17 protein-coding genes, 1 riboswitch and 1 other annotated feature are annotated in these 22,739 nt (G+C 51.6%); of the genes, 8 read left to right on the forward strand and 9 right to left on the reverse strand.

What is annotated here, in order from left to right; all coding sequences use genetic code 11:
• Positions 1-76: 76 nt before the first annotated feature.
• From asd to metX, 4 genes are all read right to left on the reverse strand, one after another.
• On the reverse strand, positions 77-1,159 hold the full coding sequence (gene asd / locus KRAC_RS24380; RefSeq protein WP_007911738.1) for an aspartate-semialdehyde dehydrogenase: 1,083 nt from the start codon (positions 1,157-1,159) through the stop codon (positions 77-79).
• A gap of 60 nt (positions 1,160-1,219) precedes the next feature.
• Complete coding sequence (locus tag KRAC_RS24385; protein ID WP_007911740.1) at positions 1,220-2,815, reverse strand: aspartate kinase; 1,596 nt, start codon at positions 2,813-2,815, stop codon at positions 1,220-1,222.
• 104 nt (positions 2,816-2,919) lie between these two features.
• Entirely contained in the window at positions 2,920-4,245 is a 1,326-nt protein-coding gene (locus tag KRAC_RS24390; RefSeq protein WP_007911742.1) for a homocysteine synthase, read from the reverse strand.
• 36 nt (positions 4,246-4,281) lie between these two features.
• Positions 4,282-5,427, reverse strand: a complete 1,146-nt coding sequence (gene metX / locus KRAC_RS24395) for a homoserine O-acetyltransferase MetX (protein ID WP_007911744.1) — start codon at positions 5,425-5,427, stop codon at positions 4,282-4,284.
• Between the two features lie 161 nt (positions 5,428-5,588).
• Positions 5,589-5,874: a binding site (T-box leader), on the reverse strand.
• A gap of 107 nt (positions 5,875-5,981) precedes the next feature.
• Positions 5,982-6,090, reverse strand: a riboswitch (SAM riboswitch).
• A 501-nt stretch (positions 6,091-6,591) separates the two neighbouring features.
• On the opposite strand from metX, the gene KRAC_RS24405 reads away from it, so the two are divergent.
• Positions 6,592-7,782: a hypothetical protein gene (locus KRAC_RS24405; RefSeq protein WP_007911746.1), complete on the forward strand. Its 1,191-nt coding sequence runs from the start codon at positions 6,592-6,594 to the stop codon at positions 7,780-7,782.
• Between the two features lie 273 nt (positions 7,783-8,055).
• On the forward strand, positions 8,056-9,396 hold the full coding sequence (locus KRAC_RS24410) for a hypothetical protein (protein WP_007911747.1): 1,341 nt from the start codon (positions 8,056-8,058) through the stop codon (positions 9,394-9,396).
• A 12-nt stretch (positions 9,397-9,408) separates the two neighbouring features.
• On the opposite strand, the gene KRAC_RS24415 is transcribed toward KRAC_RS24410, so the two are convergent.
• On the reverse strand, positions 9,409-10,995 hold the full coding sequence (locus tag KRAC_RS24415; protein WP_040444088.1) for a helix-turn-helix domain-containing protein: 1,587 nt from the start codon (positions 10,993-10,995) through the stop codon (positions 9,409-9,411).
• Between the two features lie 23 nt (positions 10,996-11,018).
• Positions 11,019-14,528 carry an ATP-binding protein gene (locus KRAC_RS24420; RefSeq protein WP_007911751.1) on the reverse strand — a complete coding sequence of 1,170 codons (3,510 nt, stop codon included), beginning with the start codon at positions 14,526-14,528 and terminating at the stop codon, positions 11,019-11,021.
• 248 nt (positions 14,529-14,776) lie between these two features.
• Between KRAC_RS24420 and KRAC_RS24425 the strand changes: the two genes are divergently transcribed.
• Complete coding sequence (locus KRAC_RS24425; RefSeq protein WP_007911752.1) at positions 14,777-15,439, forward strand: RNA polymerase sigma factor; 663 nt, start codon at positions 14,777-14,779, stop codon at positions 15,437-15,439.
• Positions 15,440-15,455: 16 nt separating this feature from the next.
• On the opposite strand, the gene pdxR is transcribed toward KRAC_RS24425, so the two are convergent.
• The gene (gene pdxR, locus KRAC_RS24430) at positions 15,456-17,057 is read right to left on the reverse strand and encodes a MocR-like pyridoxine biosynthesis transcription factor PdxR (RefSeq protein ID WP_007911753.1); all 1,602 of its coding nucleotides are present in this window, start codon (positions 17,055-17,057) and stop codon (positions 15,456-15,458) included.
• Positions 17,058-17,300: 243 nt separating this feature from the next.
• Positions 17,301-17,453 carry a PLDc N-terminal domain-containing protein gene (locus tag KRAC_RS24435; protein WP_169460939.1) on the reverse strand — a complete coding sequence of 51 codons (153 nt, stop codon included), beginning with the start codon at positions 17,451-17,453 and terminating at the stop codon, positions 17,301-17,303.
• A 121-nt stretch (positions 17,454-17,574) separates the two neighbouring features.
• Here KRAC_RS24435 and KRAC_RS24440 point away from each other — a divergent pair, with 121 nt between their 5' ends.
• The 5 genes from KRAC_RS24440 (at position 17,575) to KRAC_RS24455 (ending at position 21,292) form a co-directional block, all read left to right on the forward strand.
• A complete protein-coding gene (locus KRAC_RS24440; RefSeq protein WP_007911755.1) occupies positions 17,575-17,811 on the forward strand; it encodes a hypothetical protein in 237 nt (78 codons plus the stop codon).
• Positions 17,808-18,695 (forward strand): hypothetical protein, encoded by an 888-nt coding sequence (locus KRAC_RS24445; RefSeq protein WP_007911757.1) that lies wholly within the window; start codon positions 17,808-17,810, stop codon positions 18,693-18,695. Before KRAC_RS24440 ends, KRAC_RS24445 begins: the two co-directional genes overlap by 4 nt.
• A 333-nt stretch (positions 18,696-19,028) precedes the next feature.
• Positions 19,029-19,199, forward strand: coding sequence for a PLD nuclease N-terminal domain-containing protein (locus KRAC_RS69235; RefSeq protein ID WP_157507012.1), 171 nt, complete (start codon positions 19,029-19,031; stop codon positions 19,197-19,199).
• A 181-nt stretch (positions 19,200-19,380) separates the two neighbouring features.
• Positions 19,381-19,581 (forward strand): JAB domain-containing protein, encoded by a 201-nt coding sequence (locus KRAC_RS79665; protein ID WP_040444089.1) that lies wholly within the window; start codon positions 19,381-19,383, stop codon positions 19,579-19,581.
• Positions 19,582-19,936: 355 nt separating this feature from the next.
• Positions 19,937-21,292, forward strand: a complete 1,356-nt coding sequence (locus tag KRAC_RS24455; protein ID WP_007911764.1) for an RNA-guided endonuclease InsQ/TnpB family protein — start codon at positions 19,937-19,939, stop codon at positions 21,290-21,292.
• Positions 21,293-21,565: 273 nt separating this feature from the next.
• On the opposite strand, the gene KRAC_RS24460 is transcribed toward KRAC_RS24455, so the two are convergent.
• The gene (locus KRAC_RS24460) at positions 21,566-22,510 is read right to left on the reverse strand and encodes a zinc-binding dehydrogenase (protein WP_007911766.1); all 945 of its coding nucleotides are present in this window, start codon (positions 22,508-22,510) and stop codon (positions 21,566-21,568) included.
• Positions 22,511-22,739 lie beyond the last annotated feature (229 nt).

The following is a 22,739-nucleotide window of genomic DNA, read 5'->3' on the forward strand; positions in this document are numbered from 1 at the left end:
TCCAAGCTTGCTTGGACTTTCTCGCGGAGGATAGCACAAGGCCATGCAAACATGGCCCCTACAGCTATTAAGAGTTTTAGAGATCAGTCAGGAATCCCTGTGCATAGCAAAGTTCCGCGTTTAAGACGGAGCCGCCAGCCGCGCCACGAATGGTGTTGTGTCCCAGCACCACGAATTTGTAGCTAAAAATCGGGCAGGGACGGAGTCGACCCAGGACCGCGCTCATCCCCTTACCAGCGTCGCGATCACGCACTGTCTGGGGACGGTCAACCTCGCGCCGATAGATCAGCGCCTGCTCAGGAGCACTTGGGAGACCCAGCTGCTGTGGCAGGGGGCGATAGCCTTCCCAGACCGCGATAATCTCTTCAGGGCTTGCCTCGCGCTCCAGTTCGACGCTCGCGCACTCCAGGTGGCCCTCGCGTGTAGAGACACGCGTACAATGCGCGCTAACGGCCAGAGGAGCATCGACAAAGCCCTGGCCTTCCTGCCAGGAGCCAAGCATCTTCCGAGTCTCGCTCTCCAATTTCTCCTCCTCACCACCAATATAGGGGATGACGTTATCGAGGATGTCATAGGAGGGCAGGCCAGGATAGCCAGCACCCGAGATGGCCTGCAAGGTTGTCAGGAGCACCTTGCGTACACCAAAGGCATCCTGTAATGGCTTTAGAGCCATGGCCAGAGGGGTCGCCGAGCAGTTGGCATTGGTAATAATAAAGCCAGGCCAGCCACGCTCCTTGCGCTGGAAGGCGATGGCCGCGATATGATCCGCATTTACCTCAGGGATGAGCAGAGGTACATCGGAAGCCATGCGATGGTTCTTAGCATTACTAAAGACCGCCACGCCCGCGCGGGCAAAGGCCTCCTCAATATCACCTGCGACCTCGCCCGGCAGGGCCGAGAACACAACCTTGACGCCTGGTAACGCCTCCGGACGACAGGCCACCACTGGCAGGGACGCGACCTCAGTGGGCATCTCGCTATTGGGCAGGCGCCAGCGCGTGGCTTCACTATAGGCACGCCCACCGTGCTGCTCGGAGGCAGCCAGGGCCACCAGTTCAAACCAGGGATGCCCCTGAAGCAAATCAATAAAACGCTGTCCAACCATTCCGGTCGCTCCCAGAACCGCGACCGGGATACGCTTGTGAGTCTGTGTAGCCATACTTACTTCCTAATATAAAACCGCTTGACACATCTTTTTTATCTTGTTATACTTTTTCTGCTAATGTAGGCTGGATGCAGGAAGAGTTTGCTGAGCTCCCGCGATATTCTTTCGATCCGTCTGAGGATCCTGCAATGAGAGAGCGCGAGACGCCGAGGTAGCAAGCGATGACTCTTTCGTGGTGGGCTGCACATGGCGCACCAGCGGAATAACGGGTGCGATCAGTTCACGATGCAGGCTGCGTAATGCGCGCACACTCGCCTTCTCCTCCACAATAAGCGTGATTCCCTGCTCAGAGGAACCTTGAGCAATGACCAGGATGCGCTCATGTGCAAGCGCGGCGACAGCATGAGCGGGACTCATTGGATCTGAGACAAAGCCTGACCCGATACAGGCGCAGGCAGCCAGGGCACGCCGACAACGCACCAGCCAATCACCCATATCATGCTGTAGAGCCGCGATAATAGAATCCGCTGCCTGTTCCTCCACGACAAACGAGAGGTGGTGACCCGAGGATGAACAAATAGCGATAGGCGCTGCCCCCACGCGTGCAGCGAGCTCAAAGACCTGGCCCGCATTCTCTGGCGCGCCAAACAGATTCGTGCTTTCCATCGTAATTAACGCCAGGTTGCGGCGGACGGTAATCGCTCGCGCCCCACTTAAGCCATTGACACCATTCACCACTGGCCCAACCACCGTGCCACGCAGATGCGGGCGAAACGTGTTGCGTACCCGCACTGGAATGTTACGCGGGGCCACCGGAATCAAGGTGCGAGGGTGTAGCACCTTGGCGCCAAACCAGGAGAGGCGAGCCGCCTCAGCATAGCTCAAGTGCGGCAGTAAACGCGCGTTCGCGATCAAACGGGGATCCGTTGTCAGTACGCCATCCACATCGGTATAGATCGTGACCTCCTGGCAATCAAGGGCCGCCCCGATAACCGTCGCCGAGTAATCCGAGCCATTGCGCCCAAGCGTTGTAACATAACCTATGAGGGTCCGACCAAGAAAACCGCAGGCAATAGGGGTCACCCCCTCTGCAAGCAGGGGATCAATCAGGGCATGCGCGTTTTCAGCGGTCTCTCTCGGCAAGGGCTCGGCACCCACAACGACTCCAAAGGGCTGAGTGCCATCATTAAGCTGAGGAGGTGTGGTGATGATAATCTCTTTCTGGATAGCCTGCGCGGCTGTTCCCAGGTCGCGCACAGCCGCGGCAACCAGCAAAACGGAGAGACGTTCGCCATAGGCCGCAACAGCCGCGGTACGCAGCGTGACATCTTGCCCCTGCTGGGCAACGAGTTGGAGCGCCTTCACATCTTGCTCCAGAGCTTCAAGAGTCGAAAGCAGGTTGCCCAGGAGTTGAGCCTGGTGCTCGCGCAGCTCCACCACTTCGGCGGCAGCGTCAAAATGCTTCTGCTTTAACTGCTTTAGCTCGCGCGCGCACTCCTCATTCGTACCAGTACAGGCATAGCGGGCCAGGCGGAGCAATTGATCGGTCACACCTGACATCGCCGAGACCACCACAACAGGCGTGGGGCTATCCTTGCCACTTCGCGCTTCGACGACATGATCCGCCACAATCTTCGCTACCTGCCGAATACGCTCACCATTGCCAACAGAGGTTCCACCAAACTTGAGAACACAAACCGCGTGTTGCATTTTCTTTACCGTTCCCCTCAAACAAGGCATCCTGCCGCCCTTCATGAGCGGGAGGCTAACTCCTTAACCCTGGAGTAGTCTTCCCGCTCACGAAACCTCATCTGCTATACATTTGACAATTCTTCAACTCCGCTCACAGCCGCTTTCAGCGCCTGGTCCAGATCGCCAATCAGATCCTCAACCGTCTCAATACCAATCGAGAGGCGAATGAAATCTGGCGTGACGCCCGTTGAAATCTGCTCATCAGGCGTCAACTGCGCATGCGTGGTGCTAGCGGGATGAATAATCAGTGACTTGGAATCGCCCACATTCGCCAGGTGCGAGAAGAGTTCGATATGCTGAATCAGGCGCTTGCCTGCTTCAACACCACCTTTAATGCCGAAGCCAAGGATCGCCCCATAGCCGTGAGTGAAGTATTTCTTCGCCAGTTCATGTTGTGGATGATCTGGCAGGCCTGGATAGCTCACCCAGCTTACAGCAGGGTGCGACTGCAGGAACTCCGCGATGCGCAGCGCGTTCTGGCTATGGCGCTCCATGCGCAGGGCCAGCGTCTCCAGACCTTGCAGGAAGAGCCAGGAGTTAAACGGCGTTGTTGCCGCACCCAGGTCACGTAGTAGCTGTACACGTGCCTTGAGGATATAAGCCAGGGGTCCAAACGCCTCCGCATAGCGCAGGCCATGATAAGAGGGATCAGGCTCAACCAGTCCAGGGAAGCGTCCGCTCCCAGCCCAGTCAAATTTACCGCTATCGACAATAATGCCGCCGATGGAGGTACCATGTCCATTGATAAACTTGGTCGCTGAATGAATCACAATATCCGCGCCATGCTTGATCGGCTGGACCAGGTAGGGCGTTGCCAGTGTATTGTCGACAATCAGCGGCAGGCCATGCTCATGGGCAATCGCGGCCACGGCGCTAATATCCAATGTATCCAGGCGGGGATTTCCCACGGTCTCCGCGAAAATAGCCTTGGTACGAGCGTTAATAGCCGCGCGGAAGTTCTCAGGATTGCGGCTATCGACAAAATGCGTAGTAATACCCAGCTTGGGCAGGGTATAGTGCAGCAGGTTGTATGTCCCACCGTACAGACTTGCGGACGATACAATTTCATCACCAGCGCCCGCGATATTGAGAATCGCCAATGTTTCAGCCGCCTGGCCCGAAGAGGTTGCGAGCGCGCCCACGCCGCCTTCCAACGCCGCCACACGGCGCTCAAAGGCATCCTGAGTGGGGTTCATAATACGGGTATAGATATTACCAAACTGTTTGAGGGCAAAGAGATTGGCGGCATGTTCAGGGCTGTCAAAGACATAAGAGCTTGTCTGATAAATAGGAACCGCGCGGGCATTCGTTGCTTTGTCCGCGGTCTCCTGACCTGCATGAAGCGACAGTGTCTCAAAACCATACTCACGATCACTATTCAAAGCCATGATAGTCGTACTCCTTAGAAGCTGTTAGCCAAACGTTTAAAGCTGCTGTAATGCCACAGTCATTTGTGCCCACTCTTTCAAGAAGGCATCGTGTCCATGAGGTGAAGCTAATTCAATATATGTTGCATTCCCACCAAGCTGGCGCACTCTCTCAGCAAGCGTCCGCACATGCCTGGCCGGGAAGAGAAAATCAGAATTAATACCAATAAACAACGCCTTGCTACGAATACGCGCCAGGGCTGCATCCAGTGAGGAGAAGCCCTCACTGATATCAAAGAGATCCATCGCTCGGCTCAGGTAGAGATAGCTATTAGCATCAAAGCGCTGCACCAGGGACTCGCCCTGATGGTAGAGGTAGTTCTCGACATCGAAGCGTCCACCCAGATCGGGATGGGCTGTCGGTGATACCACCTCTTCTCTGCGAGCTGCATGCCGCCCAAAGCGCTGCTCCATTGATTCCTCGCTCTGGTAGGTAATCATCGCCAGCATACGGGCGATGCTCAAGCCGGTAGCGGGACCGCGACCAGGAGCATAGTCGCCACAGTTCCATTGTGGGTCCGCCATAATTGCCTGGCGCGCCACCTCGTTAAAGGCGATTCCCTGAGCAGTAAGGCTGCCAGAGGCCGCAATGACGGCCACACGCTGCACCATTTCTGGATACAACACAGCCCAGGCCAGGGCTTGCTGTCCGCCAATCGAACCGCCATACACGGCAGCCAGTTGGCGCACCTCCAGGTGCTCCACCAGGGTATGCTGCGCGCGCACCATGTCATGAATAGTAATAATCGGGAAACGCATACCATAAGGATGTTCAGTACGAGGATCAACTGAGGCTGGTCCAGTACTTCCACTGCAGCCGCCCAGTACGTTTGAGCAGATCACGAAGTAGCGATCAGTATCAATGGGGCGTCCCGGACCGATCAAGGGATTCCACCACGCTATCTTGGCATCATCAGGATGCTCGCTATCATGAGCATGCGCATCCCCTGTCAGGGCATGGGTCACGAGAATGGCATTGGTTCCCAGGGCATTTAACGTCCCCCAGGTCTCATATGCCAGGGTGACTGGTCCCAGGAGTCCCCCACGCTGTAATGGCAAACGATCCAGGGTATAGGTGCCGGTGCTCTGTCCTTCACGAATTGGAGTCAAAAACCCTTTGGTATAGTTTATCTGTGCTACCATTCATGCGCTCCTTCTTCTGGTTGCCAGCTATCACTTGCGCCATCGCTTAAGCGAGAGCACCCATGCCACAACCCTACACTTGTTCTGACTTTATGCAGCAGAAACACTGTATTCATATGCTATACCCGAAGGGTGAAGGATAAAAAAACACCCTCACCCACTCCAGGGGCGAGGGTAAACGTCTTCGCGGTACCACCCTGATTTGTCAACGCTTCACAGCGTCAACCTCGACGAGTGCCATAGAATCCACGATAACATTTGTGGGGCACTCTGGCTGATAACGTAGCCACACGGCTCGATCTACTCGGTACTGCACAGTTTGTGCGCAACCTTTTCAATCTGCGACTCCGAGGTCATATTCAATGCTGGAATGGCGCTGACCTTCTCATCATCGTCAACTCGCTGTAGCCACCCATAACATTTACTCGTCCTCTTCTTCGTCTTTTCTACCAGTTTTCACACGGTGTTGAGAGAGCTTCATAAGCTTTTTTTTCTATGCCCTATTTTTGGGTAACAAAAAACCCCTCTTCAGGGGCTTCGCTACCTCGCTATTCCCCTCATCTTGCAAAGCAAAGCTTTGCCGGAATTGGCACCCTTCGTGCGACATTGCAGCGGGTTGCCGGGCTTCACAGGGCCGTATCCCTCCACCTCTCTGGATGAGTGCAGTTCTTCATGTAACTGCGTGTATAGATTGTACAAATGTGCGATTGTGTTTCTAAACTTGTTACCCATAAGTATAGACAACCTGGAAATCATTTGTCAAGGCCAAAACACAGCGATTTTTCCTTTCGTCAAACAATATTGTTGAGTAAACAATCCAGCCTCCCCTTAAAAGCAACTGAATAGGCGTATATAGCGCAGTAAAGTCTCTTCTCTATCCGCTTATTTGTTTATCTTTACAAGTTTTTTGCAGAAACATTATCAACTTTATTATCTCTTATACTTTAAAAACATAAAAAACTATCCTGACATTTCAAGCATCTATTGCATTAACAATAAATATCTGGTACATTAGATACTGAAAAGCTATCTGCTAAGCGCTCGTTGTAGTTGCTGATACGCCAGCCATCAGCAGAGGTGTTCCTTAGCCAGGTTCACGCAAGCTACATTTAGAAGCCATTTTTAAAAGTCTATATTTGTTGGAGACGAAAGGGCTCGGTATCTATGCGTTCCACCTCTTTAAGCGAACAATTCGCCATCCCACCAAACGCGGAGTCTTTCTTTGGATCAGCCAATATGCATCCTCACTTTACAGCCAATCACCTTTTGCCTCAAGATATTCAGGGGCATGTCCAGGGGCGCCATACCATTACGCACACCTTACGTTCACAAGCTACCCTCATCCTCTTTGTTGAGTCACAGGACGCGATAATACCGCTCTGTCTTAAGCTCTGGCATGCCTTCGAGAACGACATCTATGTGACTAGCGACATCGACACCTGCAACTCCTATACGCTAAATGGATTCGCCTTTAACCGGCGTCATGCCCCCGGAGTCTACCTCGGGATTGCCCCCATCTACCATTTTCAAGATCAGCAGTCAATTGAACTAGGGGAACTACTTACGCATCCTCAGCCTGACCAGTTAGAGAAGGGCGTGCTCTATGCCCTGGTCATGAAGCGTCTCCCTCAGAACTGGCGCCTGGATCATCAGATTCACAGGGGCAACTTTGGCACCAGGGAGGATATGCGCTTTCTGGCCACCACTATAGCCCACATGCACCAGAACCTTGAGCATGCTCCCCCTCACCTGGGTCAACTAAACATCCTGCAAAAGAAGTGGAACTTAAATAAAAGTTTTTTCCAGGAAGCCATTGCCCAGCTTCAGCACCTTTTTCCAGAACATGACTTTGCAACACCTCAACATATGATCCTCGATACCATGGATACCTACTTCCACAACCATAGTGCGCATTTTCAGCAGCGCCAGGTCTTTACCAGGCGCTGTCATGGAGATCTTAAAGTCAACAATCTCTGGCTTACCCATACCCCACCACACCAGACCCAGCACCTCTTAGCTCTCGACTGTATCGACTTCAAAGACGAATTTGCCCACATCGACCCAATGAGTGATATCGCCATGCTCGCTATGGATCTAGAGGCCCACCTCACAGCAGTCCGGCAACATGGACGCCTACTCGACGATACGCCAGAACAACTAGTTGACCTGTTCTGGCAGAATTATCTCCACAGCGCAGAAACGGAACTTCAGTCACTCACCGAGTTCTATCTTACTGAGAAAGCGATGATCCAGGTATACATGTGTGCGCTATTTGAACATAGATACTACTCCAGCCTTGCCTATCTGCATAGTGCCGAAAAACACGAGCACAGGCTAAGAAAATCTTTTTCATAGGAAAAATCACAAATACATATTTACGCTTCTTGTTAGACACATAGGACTATCTGTAGTTTTTAATGCATTTCATTTACAGCGCATTGTCCTCATGATATTATGGCAGCGTTACACTGCACAGTTAAGAGCTCAGAGAAGCTTGAGAAATTGAGCTCGAACAGGGAGTTCTTCATCACCCCATGTGGCTCTAGTCTATTCTTAGGCTATTTTTATGGCTTCTTTTTATTTTTTTATGCTCTTTTGGCATAAAAAATGTAGATAGTAGGTATTATCATGATAAGTGTTAATGCAGTAAAAACATCCACACTAGATGCGCTCTCAAGCACTTCTACAGAAGACTCTTCAGAGTCACAGCCTTCCTCCTCTACCACATCAACAACTACTCTAGCGGAAGGCCCTTTTACAAAAACCGAAACATACTCTGTTCACTCTCTTCATATTTCACCTGCCACTCAGGTTTTACAATTAACAGATAAAAAAGAAAACTATTGTATAAAACGGTGGCTTCCCTTTGAAAATTGCGTTTATAATACAAAAGATGTTGCCAAAAACAACTACTATACACTGAACGGGCTAGCATTTAATACTCAATTTGCACGGGGTATTTATCTAGGAGTTGCTCCAATCATAGGCGACTTTTTTGAACAAGACATGAGCATTACGCTTGGACCGCTTAGTACATCAAAGCCATCAAAAGACCTCATCTCAAAAGTTCCTCATGCACTCATCATGCACTTCATTGAACAAGATTTACGGCTTGATAACCAGATAAAAGCAGGAGCCTTCGGCAGTGAAGAGGATCTAGATTTCCTGGCCTCAAAAATCAGCAACATCCATACCTCTGATATAGCATGCAAGTCAGATCCCAGGCAATACAGCAATATTAAAGCGCTCCGAGAAAAATGGGAATGCAATAAGTTGTGCTTAATTGACACATTGAGAGCAGAAAATTTTCCCGTTGCCAAAAAATTTAATAAAGACGAATTCTTCACTATTATGGATAATGCACTAAAAAAATATCGAAAAACATTTCAGCAGCGCTGTAAATATGTTCGGCGTTGCCATGGCGACCTCAAAACAAATAATTTGTGGTTGTTGCCTAATAACCACAAGACAATACAAAAAGCAGATGTACTTCCAAACAAAGATGCAAAACATTTACGCATCCTTGATTGTATCGACTTTAATCCTTGTCTCTCTTATATTGACCCTCTCAGCGACGTTGCCATGCTGGTTATGGATCTGGAAGAGAAACTATCATTTGAAAAAGAAGAAACCACCACCAAAAATATCATAAGCTTTTTTCTAAATAAATATCTTTCCTATGTTTCAGACATTATTCCACCTGAAAGCAAAAGAGATCTCGAACCGATCATGGAGTTTTACATTGTTGAGAAGGCCATTGTAGGGGCAGCCGTAAGTGTGCTTTCAGACAATCTTCCAGCCTTAGGTGAACATTATCTCTATATAGCACAAACGCACTTGAATAACTTATCCCGTCTCCTGTCCACGAGAGCAACTCGATACCCAAGAGAAAAGCAACTTAAGACAATTGATTCCAATCATTCAAAACAGGATATTACTTATCGCATTCCTGTGTCAGCAGCGAAGTAGCACATCAACATCTTATTCAAGATGCAACCAATCTGCGTGATTCAGCGAATACAGCCCACCATAGTGATTACTGATGAGTTCAACATTATCGCTATGATCCTTGAGTTTCTTGCGCAAGTGATGCATACGCTGCGTAAAGGTTGCTCGCTCAATGAGTTTTCCCCAGGCTCCATGCATCAACTCTTCCTCGCTACAGCGCACAGGATGTTGTCTGAGCGTTTTGATCAGGTGATACTCCAGTTCGGAAAGCGAGAGGCGCTCAGGAGTCTTAGAGGGGCGTACAATGGTAAGCCAGAAGCCACGACTGCTGGGAGGAGTCTGCATGCGTGCTTTCTCTAGCAGGTACTCTCGCAAGACCGCGCCTGGATAATAGACGGGTTGGAAAGGTTCATAGCGAATCAAGCCTTCGTTGGAGAGAATATAGCGTAGTTCTGCCCCCAGGTTATTCCAGAGTTCAGGAGCTATCTCTTCATCCGCGTTATGAGCCTCAAATACACGTACGAATTCAAAGAAATGAGCCTTCGTCTCGCTATTTCCCTTTTCGATAGCCTCTAGCAAACGCTTCCAGTGCAGAGTTAGAAAGGTTGTAACCGCACTATTCACCTGCTCACCCAGTTGTTGCCGACCTTCAATGGGCAGTTCTAGCCACTGCTGAGACTGCGTGGCATACAATTGTTTGAAATGAAAGGTATGATAACAATATTGCAACAACATATAAGGATGGCTCCCCGCTTGCTCATATAACCATTGCTGCTCGTCAGGCGTAAATATTTCCTGTCCACCCAGCTGGTAAAAAGTCTCCGCCCACTCCTCACCAAAATCCTCTGGACACTGACCCAAAAAAGCCAGGGCATCGGTATGCGTCAGGCATTGAAGGACAGTCGTCGTGAAACGTGCCAGATCGGCCGATACATGGATAAACTGGTCTGTGGGTCTTGGTCGTGCCAGGCTCTGAATGGAGAAAATCACGCCAAAATTCGCAAACTCATCAATTAAATCAACCAGGACACGAATAGCCCCACAGTGATTGAGCAAAGCGATTCCTCGCTCCTGCGGAGTCTGAGCCAGGCTCCCCTCCAACTCAGGGATGGTCATATCTAGACGCGCCAGGCGCTCCACTGCATCAAGCATCACAAAATAACGCGCCTCTGGAAACTCGCGCGCGTAGTAGCGCAGCAACGACCTCAAACCCTTAATGTCATGGGAGAGAGATGGCAATTTCTCTCCATCGTAAGGAGTATCGAGGCTTCTCTTACATTCAGCCACGAAGGCAGTGAGTAGCTCTTGCGCACTTTGCGCGTTCTCCAGGGTCGTCAGGTCTATCTGGGTAAAATACAATTGGCCAAGCGCAAACTGCTCGCGTAGATCATGCAGGCTTACTTCATCACGCCAGGACCAGCCTACAGAAGACACGCCCTTAAGGTAGCGGACAAAAGCCGTTTTGCCCACCCGAGGAGATCCAGACAAGATAATGGCGCTTTGTTGGTTAGCAATCAGATTTCTAATATCGGTGCTACGACCAGAAACACGGCCGGTTCCGGGCATATCACCTGGGCTGAAAGGGTTAAATAATGTGCGCCAGGAGTGTACATCCGACATAAGCATACTCCTTTCCTCCTTATCTAAGACTGTAGCAGCCAGCGATTACGCATGAGCCAGAGCCTGACCAGTTCAATCTTAAAAGTATATTCAGGATTACTTGTGTTACGTCCTCCCACGTGTTCATCGAGTATCAAACTGTTGCGCATCCGCTCTAAGGCAGGACGAATCTCTCTTTCAGCCATCCCGAAGTTTTTCGTCAGTTGCCGCAATGAAATCATGGTGTGCTTCGAATAGGCCATAATTTCAAGCATCTCATCTAAAATACGCGGCTCCAGTTCACCATGCAGTTCTTGTCGATAATATGAAAAGCTCTGCTCACCACCGGCCTCGATGATATGATCTACCGCCAACTGCAAATCTTCATCCGTCACCTGCTGCTTCTGCGCATGAGCGTTAAGCAGGCGCACAAACTGCATCCCGATCAGGGCCATATAGTAGGGATTGCCCCCTGTTAATTGGACAGCTTGATGCACCGTTCGAGAGGAGATAAGCACCCGCAATTCTCGTAGTGGCTCCGTCAGTAATCGCTCTGCACTTGCCTGATCTAGAAAAGGCATAGGCAAATTTTGCGCGAAACTGAAGGCATTGACAAACTTTTCAGAGGCTAGCAGGGCGTGGGAGCTGGTAGGAAGAGCAAGGAGCAAACTCACCTGCGAGATAACACTCAATAATTCTCGCCAGTAGGTAAAGAAGCGCAGCTCCAATACACCGTCTGCGTATGCCTGCAAAGCCCCTCCAAACTCATCCAATACCAGCACCAGGCGTGAACCAGGCGCGCGCTCTAAACAGCGTTGGATAAAACGGCGAAAACAAATTTGTACATCGCTCTGATCCAGAGCGTCCCACTCGGGCGCAGGACGATTAAAATGCTCTTGGAAACTGGCGCCAATCTCGCCCGCCATATCGCGTAAGATACGCTCCTCGTTAAAGCGTGTCGCCCCTTGCAGGGAATAGAAGACACCCCAGGCAGGAGGAGTAATATGACGGCCAAGAAAATTTTTGCATAACGATGATTTGCCAGAACGACGAGGGGCATACAGCACAACCGCCTTCCCCTCGCTTCCTTCACAAAGCTCCCGCGCCAGATAACGCAGTTCGCTCTCGCGCCCAAAGAACATCTTCGAGGAGGCTGGGCGCGAGATATCATAGGCATTCCTCAGGGTTGCGGAACGAGGCCCAAGCGAGGAGAGCCTATCGCGCCAGTGCTCATCCTGGAGTTGAATAGGCTTCTCTTGCTGGTGCTCACGTATACGCTGATAAATGTAGGGAACAGTACGAGCCGCATCAACTTCGACCGAGGTCACACCATTAATTGATTTCAGGTCGCTGATGATCTCTGCCACCTCGCGGTACTCATAGAGTTCCGTCACAAAGCGTGCTTCCGCCTTTTTAAACTTCAAGATCGCGTCCGCGTTAATGGAGAGCAGGGAGCAATGGCGTCTGCGCAGTTTCTTAGCGATATCTAGTACCAGGCCACGCCGATCCTCTGCCAGCACGAAGAAAGCAACTTTAAAGGCTGATGGACGATACTGCCACTGCAAGGGAATTAACCGCGCGCGTTGCTCATCGTTAAGCCGTGTCATATGTGAGCAATTGAGGGTATGTGCGACTAACTCATGACTATTTCTCCCTCTATACGCGACGATTGCTTGCTTAGAGTAAATAGGTTGGCAAGTTCCACATAAACGCGGCGGATGAGAGTAAGAGTCACCCAGGAGAGGCTGGGGGATGAGATCAGCCGTCTCTTTAGTAACCTCTAACGTATGGGTCTCGTTGTGCTCAGCACGTCGCTGGATAATCTGCTGCGCTGCCCACTCGGGTGTGTGCGGATCTTTACCATTGCTGTTAAGCAACTCCAGGTAAGCCTGGCGTGTGCCGAGTTTCTGACGCGTCACCAGCAGACGCAGCTCCTCATCTAACTCCTCAAGTGTAAGTGGATAGTGATAAAACTCAAGCGCTTCACGAATGAGTTCATAACTACGAAAGTTATGCAGCTCTTGTTTTAGCAGCGATCGAATGTGGGCCTGCGCCTTGTCAGAGGTTGCATACTTATCATCCAACCAGTACGCCTTCACCTGCGTTTCACGCGCGGTCCTGATCTCCACAATGTCGCCAGCATTCAACTCGTTGTACAATTCCGATTTACGTGTATTTATGAAGCCCTCTACCGCGCGTGATCCAATGTCGGGATCAAGTTTATATGCGAAATCTAAAACCGTAGCGCCCTTGGGAAGACGTACAGGGCGATGATTATGACTCTTGTCATAGACAATAATAGGATTGGACGTTATATCGTCTTCATCTAGCTTCCCTGCCTTTTCCATGCCATCTTTAATTGCGGCATACATCTTGCCCTCTTCACTAAACCAGGTTGACCGCGAGTTTATGCTATGCATGCTTGGCACATCACTACGGGCAGTTTGTGACTCATCATATAGGGCATAGATCTTCTCATTCAAGCAGCCATAATAAACACCAGCTTGAGTTACTTTCGTGCCTATCTGAAAAAAACAGTTATAGGTTACTTCTCCATCTGGTGCCAACCATGATAGCTTCCGTAAAGATTGAGCCGAGGGATCAAGCGACAGGCCAAAGGAGAGATGACAATAGCCATTGGGTTTAGGATGGGCGATTTGATCACTCACGCGATCTTGCAACGTACCCAACTGGAACAGAGCTCCCATAGCTAAATAACAGTCGTAAAATACAGGTACAATCACATCAAAATTGACAAGGTCAAAACCATACAGCCGTTCTTTCTGAGAAGTCGCGGTGGTATGCGTATCCTGAGTTCGCCGCTTCAACCCAGCAACGCCACAGGGTGTCCACACGACATGCACCGGTCTATCAGTGACTTCCTGACAAAAGTGTTCGAAGATTGATCTTAAGCTTTCAATTTTGTCCATATCGCGCGCGAAAATTTTTTCGTAGCGCTGCTTATCCTCTAAAAATGTCTTTGGGTGAATCAGCTCCTCAGCAATATCTTCAATATGGCGCTTAAAATCCCACAGGCCCAGGCGCTTGGTAATATGAATGAGCGTCCTCTTAGCACTCTGGACATCATCCAGCAACTTACCAGCCAAAGGTTGATGTGTTGTATGCTCTTTTAATTTACAGAGCGCCTGGTAATGCACAACCAGGGCAATCAATAGCGCGCCCAGGTCAGGATAGGGCGGAATCAGAAGATTGGCAAGCTGCTCTTCCTCGATGTAGCGGGTGTAGTGGAGGGAGGACTTAAAATGGGCGTATACCTTCTCCGCACCAGGAAGCGTCACGTGGCTCAGCAAGGTCTCATCATAGGAACGCAGGTAACCAGCGATGACCACAGGCTCGGGTAGACCCCAGTCACGCAACTGATCGCCAACACGTCGTGCATCATAGCGCACGTTAAATACATAGGCATAAGGTGGCTTTGGCTGCCCTTCTGCTTCGCGAACTACCATCGTGATGAAATCTCGCCACTCAGGCGAGATAGTGGTAGGCGTAGGGCGCCAGGGGGAGAGGTCCAGGCTTGCGTATGTCTCGGTCATGTGCAGTACTCTCTTCCTTGCTGTATGCACGAAACACTTCTTTTCCTACGAAGCCCTTCTTAAAATAAGACAATATGTAATATACCACAAATTTCTCGCATCAGAAAGCTTACAAGTTCTTTAGTTTCATCTGACCACAGAAAATATTATAACATATTTATATTGATTTTTACGAATATATTGATCATAATATTAATAGCGATGATAAAAACACAGTAAGCGTTTCGCAACTTCTCACGAGGTGATGCATGCAAAACGAGCAAGCTCTCTTCTCATTTGATCCAAACGCTCCTGTAGATGTCATCCTTGTACAATTGGAACCGTGTATTCGTAGGCTAGCACACCGCCTCGCCAACCAGAACCTGGCGGAATGGGAATGCGATGAGATTACTCAGGGTGTGCTCATAAAACTGGCTCGTCTGCTCCCTCGTACAACCATTGAGCATCCCCAGGCCTACCTCCAGCGCGCGATAAAGAACGAAATTACCGATCACTGGCGACGACGCCAGCCTACCTATCCCCTGCAAACAAACGACGAGGGAGAACCTCAAGGGGTGCCACTGCTAGCCCTTAGCCAGGGCATGGGTGATCCATTGTATGAGGTACTACAACGCGTCGCCTTCGAAGAACTGCTGGATAAGCTGGTTGCGGCAATTCTTACGCTTCCTCCTGTACAAAAAAAGGCTGCCATCTGCCATTTTCGCGAGCTGGTTGATGACCTGGCAGCTTTTGTCGAGGCCTTCAGGCGCCATAATGTCGATATCACTCATATTCACCCACCCCAGGCATATAGCGATCAACAGCGCTTACGCGCCTCGTACTACGTGGCACGCCTGGCCCTGGCAGAGAAACTTAAGGAAACCTCTATGTATAGAAAGACTGATCGCTACGCTATCGTTTCCGCTTCGTAGATCCAATTCTTCTGGATTACACCATGGGCATACGCTCAATGTGCAGTCCTTCCTGTTCATCGCGTGGTGAACGTCGACTCTGAATACGGCGCATGGCCAGCCCTATACGCCGTATTCCCTCCCTGATCTGCACTTCATCGCTTACGGCGTAGCTCAGGCGGATATACTGTCGTCCACCACCATCAATATGAAAAGGCTCTCCCAAAACAAACGCGACTCCCTCCTGGGCGGCCTCTCGTAAAAGCGTTCGCGCGCGCATATCTCCTGGGAGGCGACACCAGAGATGGAAGCCGCCTCGCGGCAACGTCACGCGTGTTCCTGCCGGCCAGTACTCCTGAATAGCCTGAAACATGACATCGCGCTGCCGTTGATACTGCTGGCGCACCCTGGCCAGGTGAGGGTCCAGCATCTGGCGCTGGAGTATCTCTGACACCAGCCATTGTCCCAGGGCCGTCGTGTTGAGGTCAAAAATTTGCTTATGGAGTGAGAGTCGTTCGATAAGGGGTTCTGGCGCGGCCAGCCAGGCCACACGCAAACCAGGAGCCAGGAGCTTTGAATAGGTACTGAGGTAGAGCACGTCTCCGCGTGTGTCCAGGGCCTTTAAGGGCTGGGGCGCTTCACCCTCAAAATAAATCTCGCCATAGGGGTCATCTTCGAGAATAGGAACCTGGTAACGTCGTGCTAATGCCAATAAGCGTCGTCTGCGCGCAGGTGACATAATTACGCCCGTAGGATTTTGAAAGGTGGGCAGCGTATAGATAAGACGCGGACTGCGACGAGCTAAGATGGCTTCCAGGAGATCCAGGCGCATCCCCTCATTATCAATTGGGACCCCAATGACCCTGGCACCAAGCGCGCGAAAGGTCTGGATCGCGCCCAGGTAGGTAGGCACCTCGACCACCACCTCGTCCCCCGGATGCAGCAAGAAACGTCCCACAAGGCCAATCCCCTGCGTTGAGCCTGAGAGCACCAGGATATGTTGAAAATCAACGGGCACACCATGCTTACGCATCCGTTCAGCAATGCCACGCCTCAGGCTCTGTAAACCTTCGACCGGGCAATACCCGAGCGCGCTCTGCCGCGCGGTGAGTAAATCATCCTGCACTATTTCGCGTAACAGTTCAGCCGGAAGCAAGCCCGCAGCAGGCGTGGCTGCCGCCAGGGAGATGACCTCTTGCTGATCTCCCAATGCGGTAATCTCGCTCATCAGGCGCGCATCATGTCCCAGGGCCAGTTCCTCTTCGGCGGAGAGACTAAACAACCAGGAGGGCATATGCTGTTCAAATGGCTCATCATCCAATTCTCGTGCCAAATAGGTGCGCTTCACCAGCGTTCCCCGACCAACATGCCCCTCGATCAAGCCCTCACTCGCCAGTTCATTGTAGGCATTCATAACCGTTGTGCGATTGACATGCAGCTCTCGTGCCAGGGCGCGCTCGGTAGGGAGGCGCGTGCCCTCGGGAAGCTCACCACCCAGGATCGCATTACGCAAGCGCTCGTAAATCTGGCGATAGAGTGGTACACCATTCGAGCGCTCAAGCTGAATCATTGCCGATACCGAAGCTGTAAACAGGGGCAACGGTGAATGCTCCTGTGGTTGCTCAAATTTATGGGCCATGCGTCTTTTCCCTTCATTGGTTGACACCAATCTCCCCTGTAAACAGACTATGCACACCTGCTTTCTTTTAACTATACCAGCCAATCAGCAGCAATGCATAGGCCAATACATCAAAAATAGAAGAGCCAATCTTTGGTGTAAGCAATACGCAAAGGGAGCAGCAGTACTGCCGCTCCCTTTGCGTATCATAGTCATCTGGCTAAGACGATAGGAACCTTGTCTAGCCTTTAGGGATAACGCTACCTAATAGCTGGGCTGAGCGAATCTCACGTAGTTGCCAGAAGGCGGACGCTGCCCAAAGAGCAGGTAGAGGAACTGACCCACAAAGGGCAGCAGCCAGACGATCAGCAGCCACAACAGCTTTCCAGTTGGAGAGTGCTCATCTTCCAGAATCATCACGGTCTCGATAATGTGTCCTAGCAGGGGCAACATTACACTACTTTGACCATAGAGATAATCTTCGTGAAACGCTCCTCATTTTGCGCTCAATCAACCAGATTTCAGAAGGAGTCGCATAATGAGTAATCCACATCAGGCAATCATCGCCCAGCAGTTACAAGAGCTTAACGAGCTCTATTATACCGCACCACTCGCATTTTATGAAGCCACGCTACGCTTAGCAATTGCTCAGCTTGAGCACATCTTACCTGGCTTTACCATCGCATTCGCTGAAATCTACGCCATCGGAAGCGGGCGCCAGGCACACGGCGGGATGTGCCATGTTTTCTTGCCGATAGAAAGGAATGCCGAATGAGCGCTCAGGATGAGACTCCCATCAAAACCTTTGCTTCCCTGCACTGGTATGACGAAACAATCAAATTCGTCTTTAACTTTGCGGCAAAGACCAGCGAGCTTTTATTAGCTGCAGGTGTCGTTGTCAGTTCCGCGAACTTTCTAACAGATGGCAGTATCATGCAAGATCATACCCCGCTGTCAGTTGCTTGGGCCTGGGCGCAAGCGCTCGCCATTGATAGCAGCTTGGGAATCGTCTTTGTCAACGGTTTCCAGGCTGCACGCGAACGATACAAGATCAAAGCGGGAATCTACTTTGCCTTAACCGCGATGCTTGCCTCTGTGGCCGGACTACTGACCCACTTTGACGCGCTCGCTCACGCGACTGGCTTACCCGTTACCTCTCAAAGCATCTCAGGGATTATTCCTCTCTGGATGTTAACCGGATTACGCGCCGTGGCTGTTATCGGTTTCCTGCTTGTGGGCAGGCTCAAGAATGTTTCCTTCAGCATGCACCAGAATGAGACCCACGATCAGCAGCCTCAAAAGTCAAAGCCAACACTTGTGATTACGCCAGAATTACTGAACGAATTGCGGGCGATCCTGTATCAGACCACTGTTTCCGAGGAACAGACGGGAATACCAGGAACACCGCAACTCACCGAAGTAGCCACGGCGACCGACCAGCAGCAGAACCAGCTTGTATCCTTGCTCCCCGCTGTTCCCCCTATTTCCGAGGAGGAGAGGAACAAGGTCATTGACGCCTATCTTCAGGGCATTCCCAGGCGGGAAATCTGCTCACATCTTCGCTGGGGCAACGCGAAATACACCACTATTGTCAAACCTGTTCTCGACGCCTACAGGGAACAGGAACACCAAACAGAGAACGTTGAGGCACAAGCATAATGTTTCCGAGGAGCAAAGACATGCGAGCGGATACAAGTCCGTCCTGTATCCACTTTTTCTTGGGGCTACATCGACCGCGAAAGACTATCTGCAACGCCCCGCTTTCTCTATCCGTATTCTCTATAGGCAAGAAAAAATCGCACATCGAAGCATACACAATGCTTAGAATACAAAATTGTTAGTAGCTGTGTCAGTAACCCGCTATACACCTAAAATGATTTATAGCATGGAGGATATAGAAAAATGTCAGGCAACCGCGGATGTTTGTTCAATAGCTTATTGTTTCTCATTATAGTTTTTATACCTCTCGTCGGCCACGTAATAGAAACGGTCATGGTGCTGCAAGATGACCATTCGGCTCTTGGTATGCTGGGCTGGTTGCTCCTCATTTGGCTGATTCCTTTCGTTGGCCCGTTACTCTACCTGCTGTTTGGTCAACGACGTTCACGGGTCTACTTCGGCCAACCGAGCTACATGCAGACCCCCTACCAACAGCAAAGATAAATCTACTAACACATACAAAAAAGATGAGGTACAGGTTAAGCCTGTATCTCATCTTTTTCTTTTTGTTGACCCCGTGTAAATCAAGGGGTCGGCAGGTGCCTTGATTTACACGGAGCCAAACAACATGAACAAATGCGCGTTCTGGTCATCGATACCAAGAACCATGGCCTAAAATCACGTAATGTATCGCGGAACGGTCAACAGCAGTGTCTTGCGGGGGAGCAGAGTTATTTCGCCCTGCGATGTCCGCAATCGCCTAGCAATTCTCATCTGCTCCAACCATCCGAGCGGCGATCCGGATTCCAGCCAGGAGGACCTAGCGGTAACTGAGCAATTGGCGCTGGCCGGGAAATCGCTGGATATCAAATTGATTAGTAAATAAGGTCAAATCCGCAACACTTTTGAGGCGAACGTGAGAGAATCAGCGCGAATCGTAGGAATTCACCATATAGCATATGGAGAAACCGCTCCAGAGGCGGAGTGTTTCGCACTGTTTTTGTAAATACAGGGAAGCCCTGTGTGATTTTCGGGTGTTTTTCGTCATATGGTCTGCTGCCAAGATATGGTTCACAGAGGGTATCTGCGTCAGAGGCTCATGGTGTTGCCGTTTTCACCGGACATCGCCTGCGGATGCCCCCGTTTTCAAACGCGGGGAGGAAGCAGGCGTTCCTTGTCGGAGTGGGGCAACGGAGGGGGAGCCTTTCCGGTTCGCTGCCCCGCAAAAAGAAAAGTAGACTATGAAACAAACCATCATTGCCAAACTCAAGTTGCACACCACCAGCGAGCAGCTCGCCCAGCTTCGTAACCTGCAGCTGGCCTATCGCGACGCGCTGAATTATGTCAGCCGCTACGCCTTCGAACATGGCAAAATGAGCAGCAAAAGGCGCTTGCAGGAGGGCACCTATCAAGAGCTTCGGGTGCTCTACGCCTTGCCGGCGCAGATGGCCTGTTCTGTCCCTCGCCAGGTAGGAGCGACCTACAAGGGCTTGTGGACCAAATACAAAAAGCATGCCGCCAGCCGCAAGGCCGGGGTGACCAAGAAACGCTACAAAGGACTCGACCAGCCGCCCCGCTATCTCTCTCCCACCGTGACCTATCAGCAGGGCCGGGACTACGGCTTCAAAACCGAGCAGCGCGTTTCGGTCCTGACCCTCTCCGGTCGGCTGATCCTTCCCTACAGCGGCTACGAGCGCCATGTGGCCCTCATCGAGCAGGGAACCTCCATCGGTACGGCGCAGTTGTGGTATGACCAGCGGAAAAAGCGCTTCTACTTGCTGGTGGCGCTCTCCCTGGAACTGCCCGACCCCGAGCCAGGCGACCTCCCCCAAGTGGTTGGGGTGGACGTCGGACGGCGGTACCTGGCGGTGACCTCGACCACTACTGGCTCGGGTGATCCTCTCTTCTTTTTGGGCAAAGAGGCGGTTGCCCAAGCTGACCACTACACCCGCCTGAGAAAACGACTTCAGCAGAAAGGCACTCGCGGCGCAATGCGCAAAGTGCGTGCGATTGAGCAGCGAGAGAGACGGTTGAAAGCTGAGACCAACCACTGCATTTCCAAGCGCATCATCCATAGGCACCCCGCGTCCCTCATCGGGCTGGAAGAGCTAACAGACATTCGAGAGCGCACCAAGCCAAAGAAGCACCGGCGCACAAAGCAAGGCAAAAGCAGCGAGCTGGTCTCCCCCAAGCAGCGCAGGGAAAACCGGCGGCGCTCCCAATGGTCCTTTGCCCAACTGCAGGCCATGATTGCCTACAAGGCGATGCTCGCCGGCTCAGTGGCCATCAAAGTCGATGCCGATTACAGCAGCCAGGCTTGCCCCAGGTGCGGGCACACCGCGCGGGCCAATCGGCCAGGCAAGGGCCTCGTCTTTGTCTGTCAGAACTGCCATTACACGCTCCATGCGGATCTGGTGGGAGCGAGGAATCTGGTGCTGCGAACGCTTCTGGTTTGGCAAGACTGGGCCAGAACGGGGCTGTTGTCGGTAGCCCCTGATACGTCGGACAGCGAAGCCAAAGCGGCACGCCTCTCAAGGTATGCCGAGTTGCGGTGGAGTCCAGACGCAAGCCCCTCGCTTCAGCGATGGGGTCACTGACTTGCAACACCATATGAGCCTGTGCGCTGGCTGGGCAGGCGCTTGTCCATTCGAGGGAAGCGTGGGCAGGATCAACAGCGGCACAATCGATTGGACGGAAACCAAAACGCGGGAAGTAATCGTGAGCCGTTTCAGTCAGCAAGTACACTTCTTGGACACGCAGCTTTTGTGCTTCCTCTAGCTGGGCCTCCCTCTGAGAGCATTATTCTGTAGGAAGAAATGTTCTCAGCATTGAGACGCATTCAAGATGAGGGCCTCGCAGAGATCGATGATCTACGTCAGATGCAGAACCGCTTTGCCGGTGAATTGCCTTTGCAGCAACCGTTGCGCGACCTCACCAATGTTGTGCCAGGAAGCCTCAACCTCGATTGGCGTCTGCAATTGCTGCTTGGCTACCATGTGCGCGAGCCAGGCTAGATCTTCAGATCTCGCACGACTATCGAATTCTGTATACATATTCAGCCCGTAGAGGGTCGTTCTCCCAGTAAGGATGAAATTGCTGACATCCATGGTGACCGATGGAGATGCCGACCAGCCCAGCGTAACGCAGGTTGCCCCTGTTGCCAGGAGAGAGAGTGCGCTCTCCAGTGTTTTCCCGCCGACCGAATCGATAATCAAGTGGTAAGGGCCATAGGCACGCGCGGGCTCGAGATCGTCCCCCACGATCACCTCGTCTGCTCCCGCCTCACGGACGAACGCCTCGTTACGAGCATGTCGCGCAGTGCCGACGACATAAGCACCGCTGAGCCTTGCGAGCTGATGCGCGAAGAGTCCCACCCCACCGGTGGAACCAGTAATCAACACGCGCTTGTTCAGGAGAAACCCTCCTTTCTCAAGTGCACGGAGCGCGGTGAGTCCAGCAGTAGGTAAGGTTGCCGCCCGAGCAAACGTCAAACTGGCGGGAATGTCGGCCAGCCTGGACGTCTGAACCGCCACCTGCTCAGCCCATGCGCCCACACCAACGCTTCCCACAACCCGGCTCCCGACCTTCGGCCCTGTCCCATTAGCAGCTTGCTTTATGATGGTTCCGGCCAGATCCCAACCGGGTCGCCAGCCCGCTTCGGCCCCCATGGCACGCAACACCTCTCCTCGATTCAAAGAAATGGCCTCAACCTGAACAAGCGCTTCCGAAGGGCCAGCCTGGGGCGCTTCGACCTCTTTGATGGCAAGCCGCCCTTGAACCCCAGGATCAACAACTATCGCATGTATTGAACTCATCTATTTTTCCCTTTCTCTGATAGCAATTGAGTCTGGCGCAATTCTGATACTGCTGGCAAACTCTCAAAAGCCAGGCGACAAAGCCAGGCACAAGATGTATCACCAATGGAATCGCAAGAAAGATCAATTTTCTTGCTCAAACGTTCTGATGCAGGCGCGCTGTGGAGCGTGATTTGCAGAGTGAAAAAGAAACGTTGTCTTGTCTCCTTGTTGTCTTGTCTCCTTAAGG

Source organism: Ktedonobacter racemifer DSM 44963, from assembly GCF_000178855.1.
GTDB classification, from domain to species: domain Bacteria; phylum Chloroflexota; class Ktedonobacteria; order Ktedonobacterales; family Ktedonobacteraceae; genus Ktedonobacter; species Ktedonobacter racemifer.

Coding starts and splice junctions, on each gene's coding strand:
- asd (WP_007911738.1), bottom strand. CDS start 1,159: ATGGCTACACAGACTCACAAGCGTATCCCGGTCGCGGTTCTGGGAGCG.
- KRAC_RS24385 (WP_007911740.1), bottom strand. CDS start 2,815: ATGCAACACGCGGTTTGTGTTCTCAAGTTTGGTGGAACCTCTGTTGGC.
- KRAC_RS24390 (WP_007911742.1), bottom strand. CDS start 4,245: ATGGCTTTGAATAGTGATCGTGAGTATGGTTTTGAGACACTGTCGCTT.
- metX (WP_007911744.1), bottom strand. CDS start 5,427: ATGGTAGCACAGATAAACTATACCAAAGGGTTTTTGACTCCAATTCGT.
- KRAC_RS24405 (WP_007911746.1), top strand. CDS start 6,592: ATGCGTTCCACCTCTTTAAGCGAACAATTCGCCATCCCACCAAACGCG.
- KRAC_RS24410 (WP_007911747.1), top strand. CDS start 8,056: ATGATAAGTGTTAATGCAGTAAAAACATCCACACTAGATGCGCTCTCA.
- KRAC_RS24415 (WP_040444088.1), bottom strand. CDS start 10,995: ATGTCGGATGTACACTCCTGGCGCACATTATTTAACCCTTTCAGCCCA.
- KRAC_RS24420 (WP_007911751.1), bottom strand. CDS start 14,528: ATGACCGAGACATACGCAAGCCTGGACCTCTCCCCCTGGCGCCCTACG.
- KRAC_RS24425 (WP_007911752.1), top strand. CDS start 14,777: ATGCAAAACGAGCAAGCTCTCTTCTCATTTGATCCAAACGCTCCTGTA.
- pdxR (WP_007911753.1), bottom strand. CDS start 17,057: ATGGCCCATAAATTTGAGCAACCACAGGAGCATTCACCGTTGCCCCTG.
- KRAC_RS24435 (WP_169460939.1), bottom strand. CDS start 17,453: ATGATTCTGGAAGATGAGCACTCTCCAACTGGAAAGCTGTTGTGGCTG.
- KRAC_RS24440 (WP_007911755.1), top strand. CDS start 17,575: ATGAGTAATCCACATCAGGCAATCATCGCCCAGCAGTTACAAGAGCTT.
- KRAC_RS24445 (WP_007911757.1), top strand. CDS start 17,808: ATGAGCGCTCAGGATGAGACTCCCATCAAAACCTTTGCTTCCCTGCAC.
- KRAC_RS69235 (WP_157507012.1), top strand. CDS start 19,029: ATGGTGCTGCAAGATGACCATTCGGCTCTTGGTATGCTGGGCTGGTTG.
- KRAC_RS79665 (WP_040444089.1), top strand. CDS start 19,381: ATGTATCGCGGAACGGTCAACAGCAGTGTCTTGCGGGGGAGCAGAGTT.
- KRAC_RS24455 (WP_007911764.1), top strand. CDS start 19,937: ATGAAACAAACCATCATTGCCAAACTCAAGTTGCACACCACCAGCGAG.
- KRAC_RS24460 (WP_007911766.1), bottom strand. CDS start 22,510: ATGAGTTCAATACATGCGATAGTTGTTGATCCTGGGGTTCAAGGGCGG.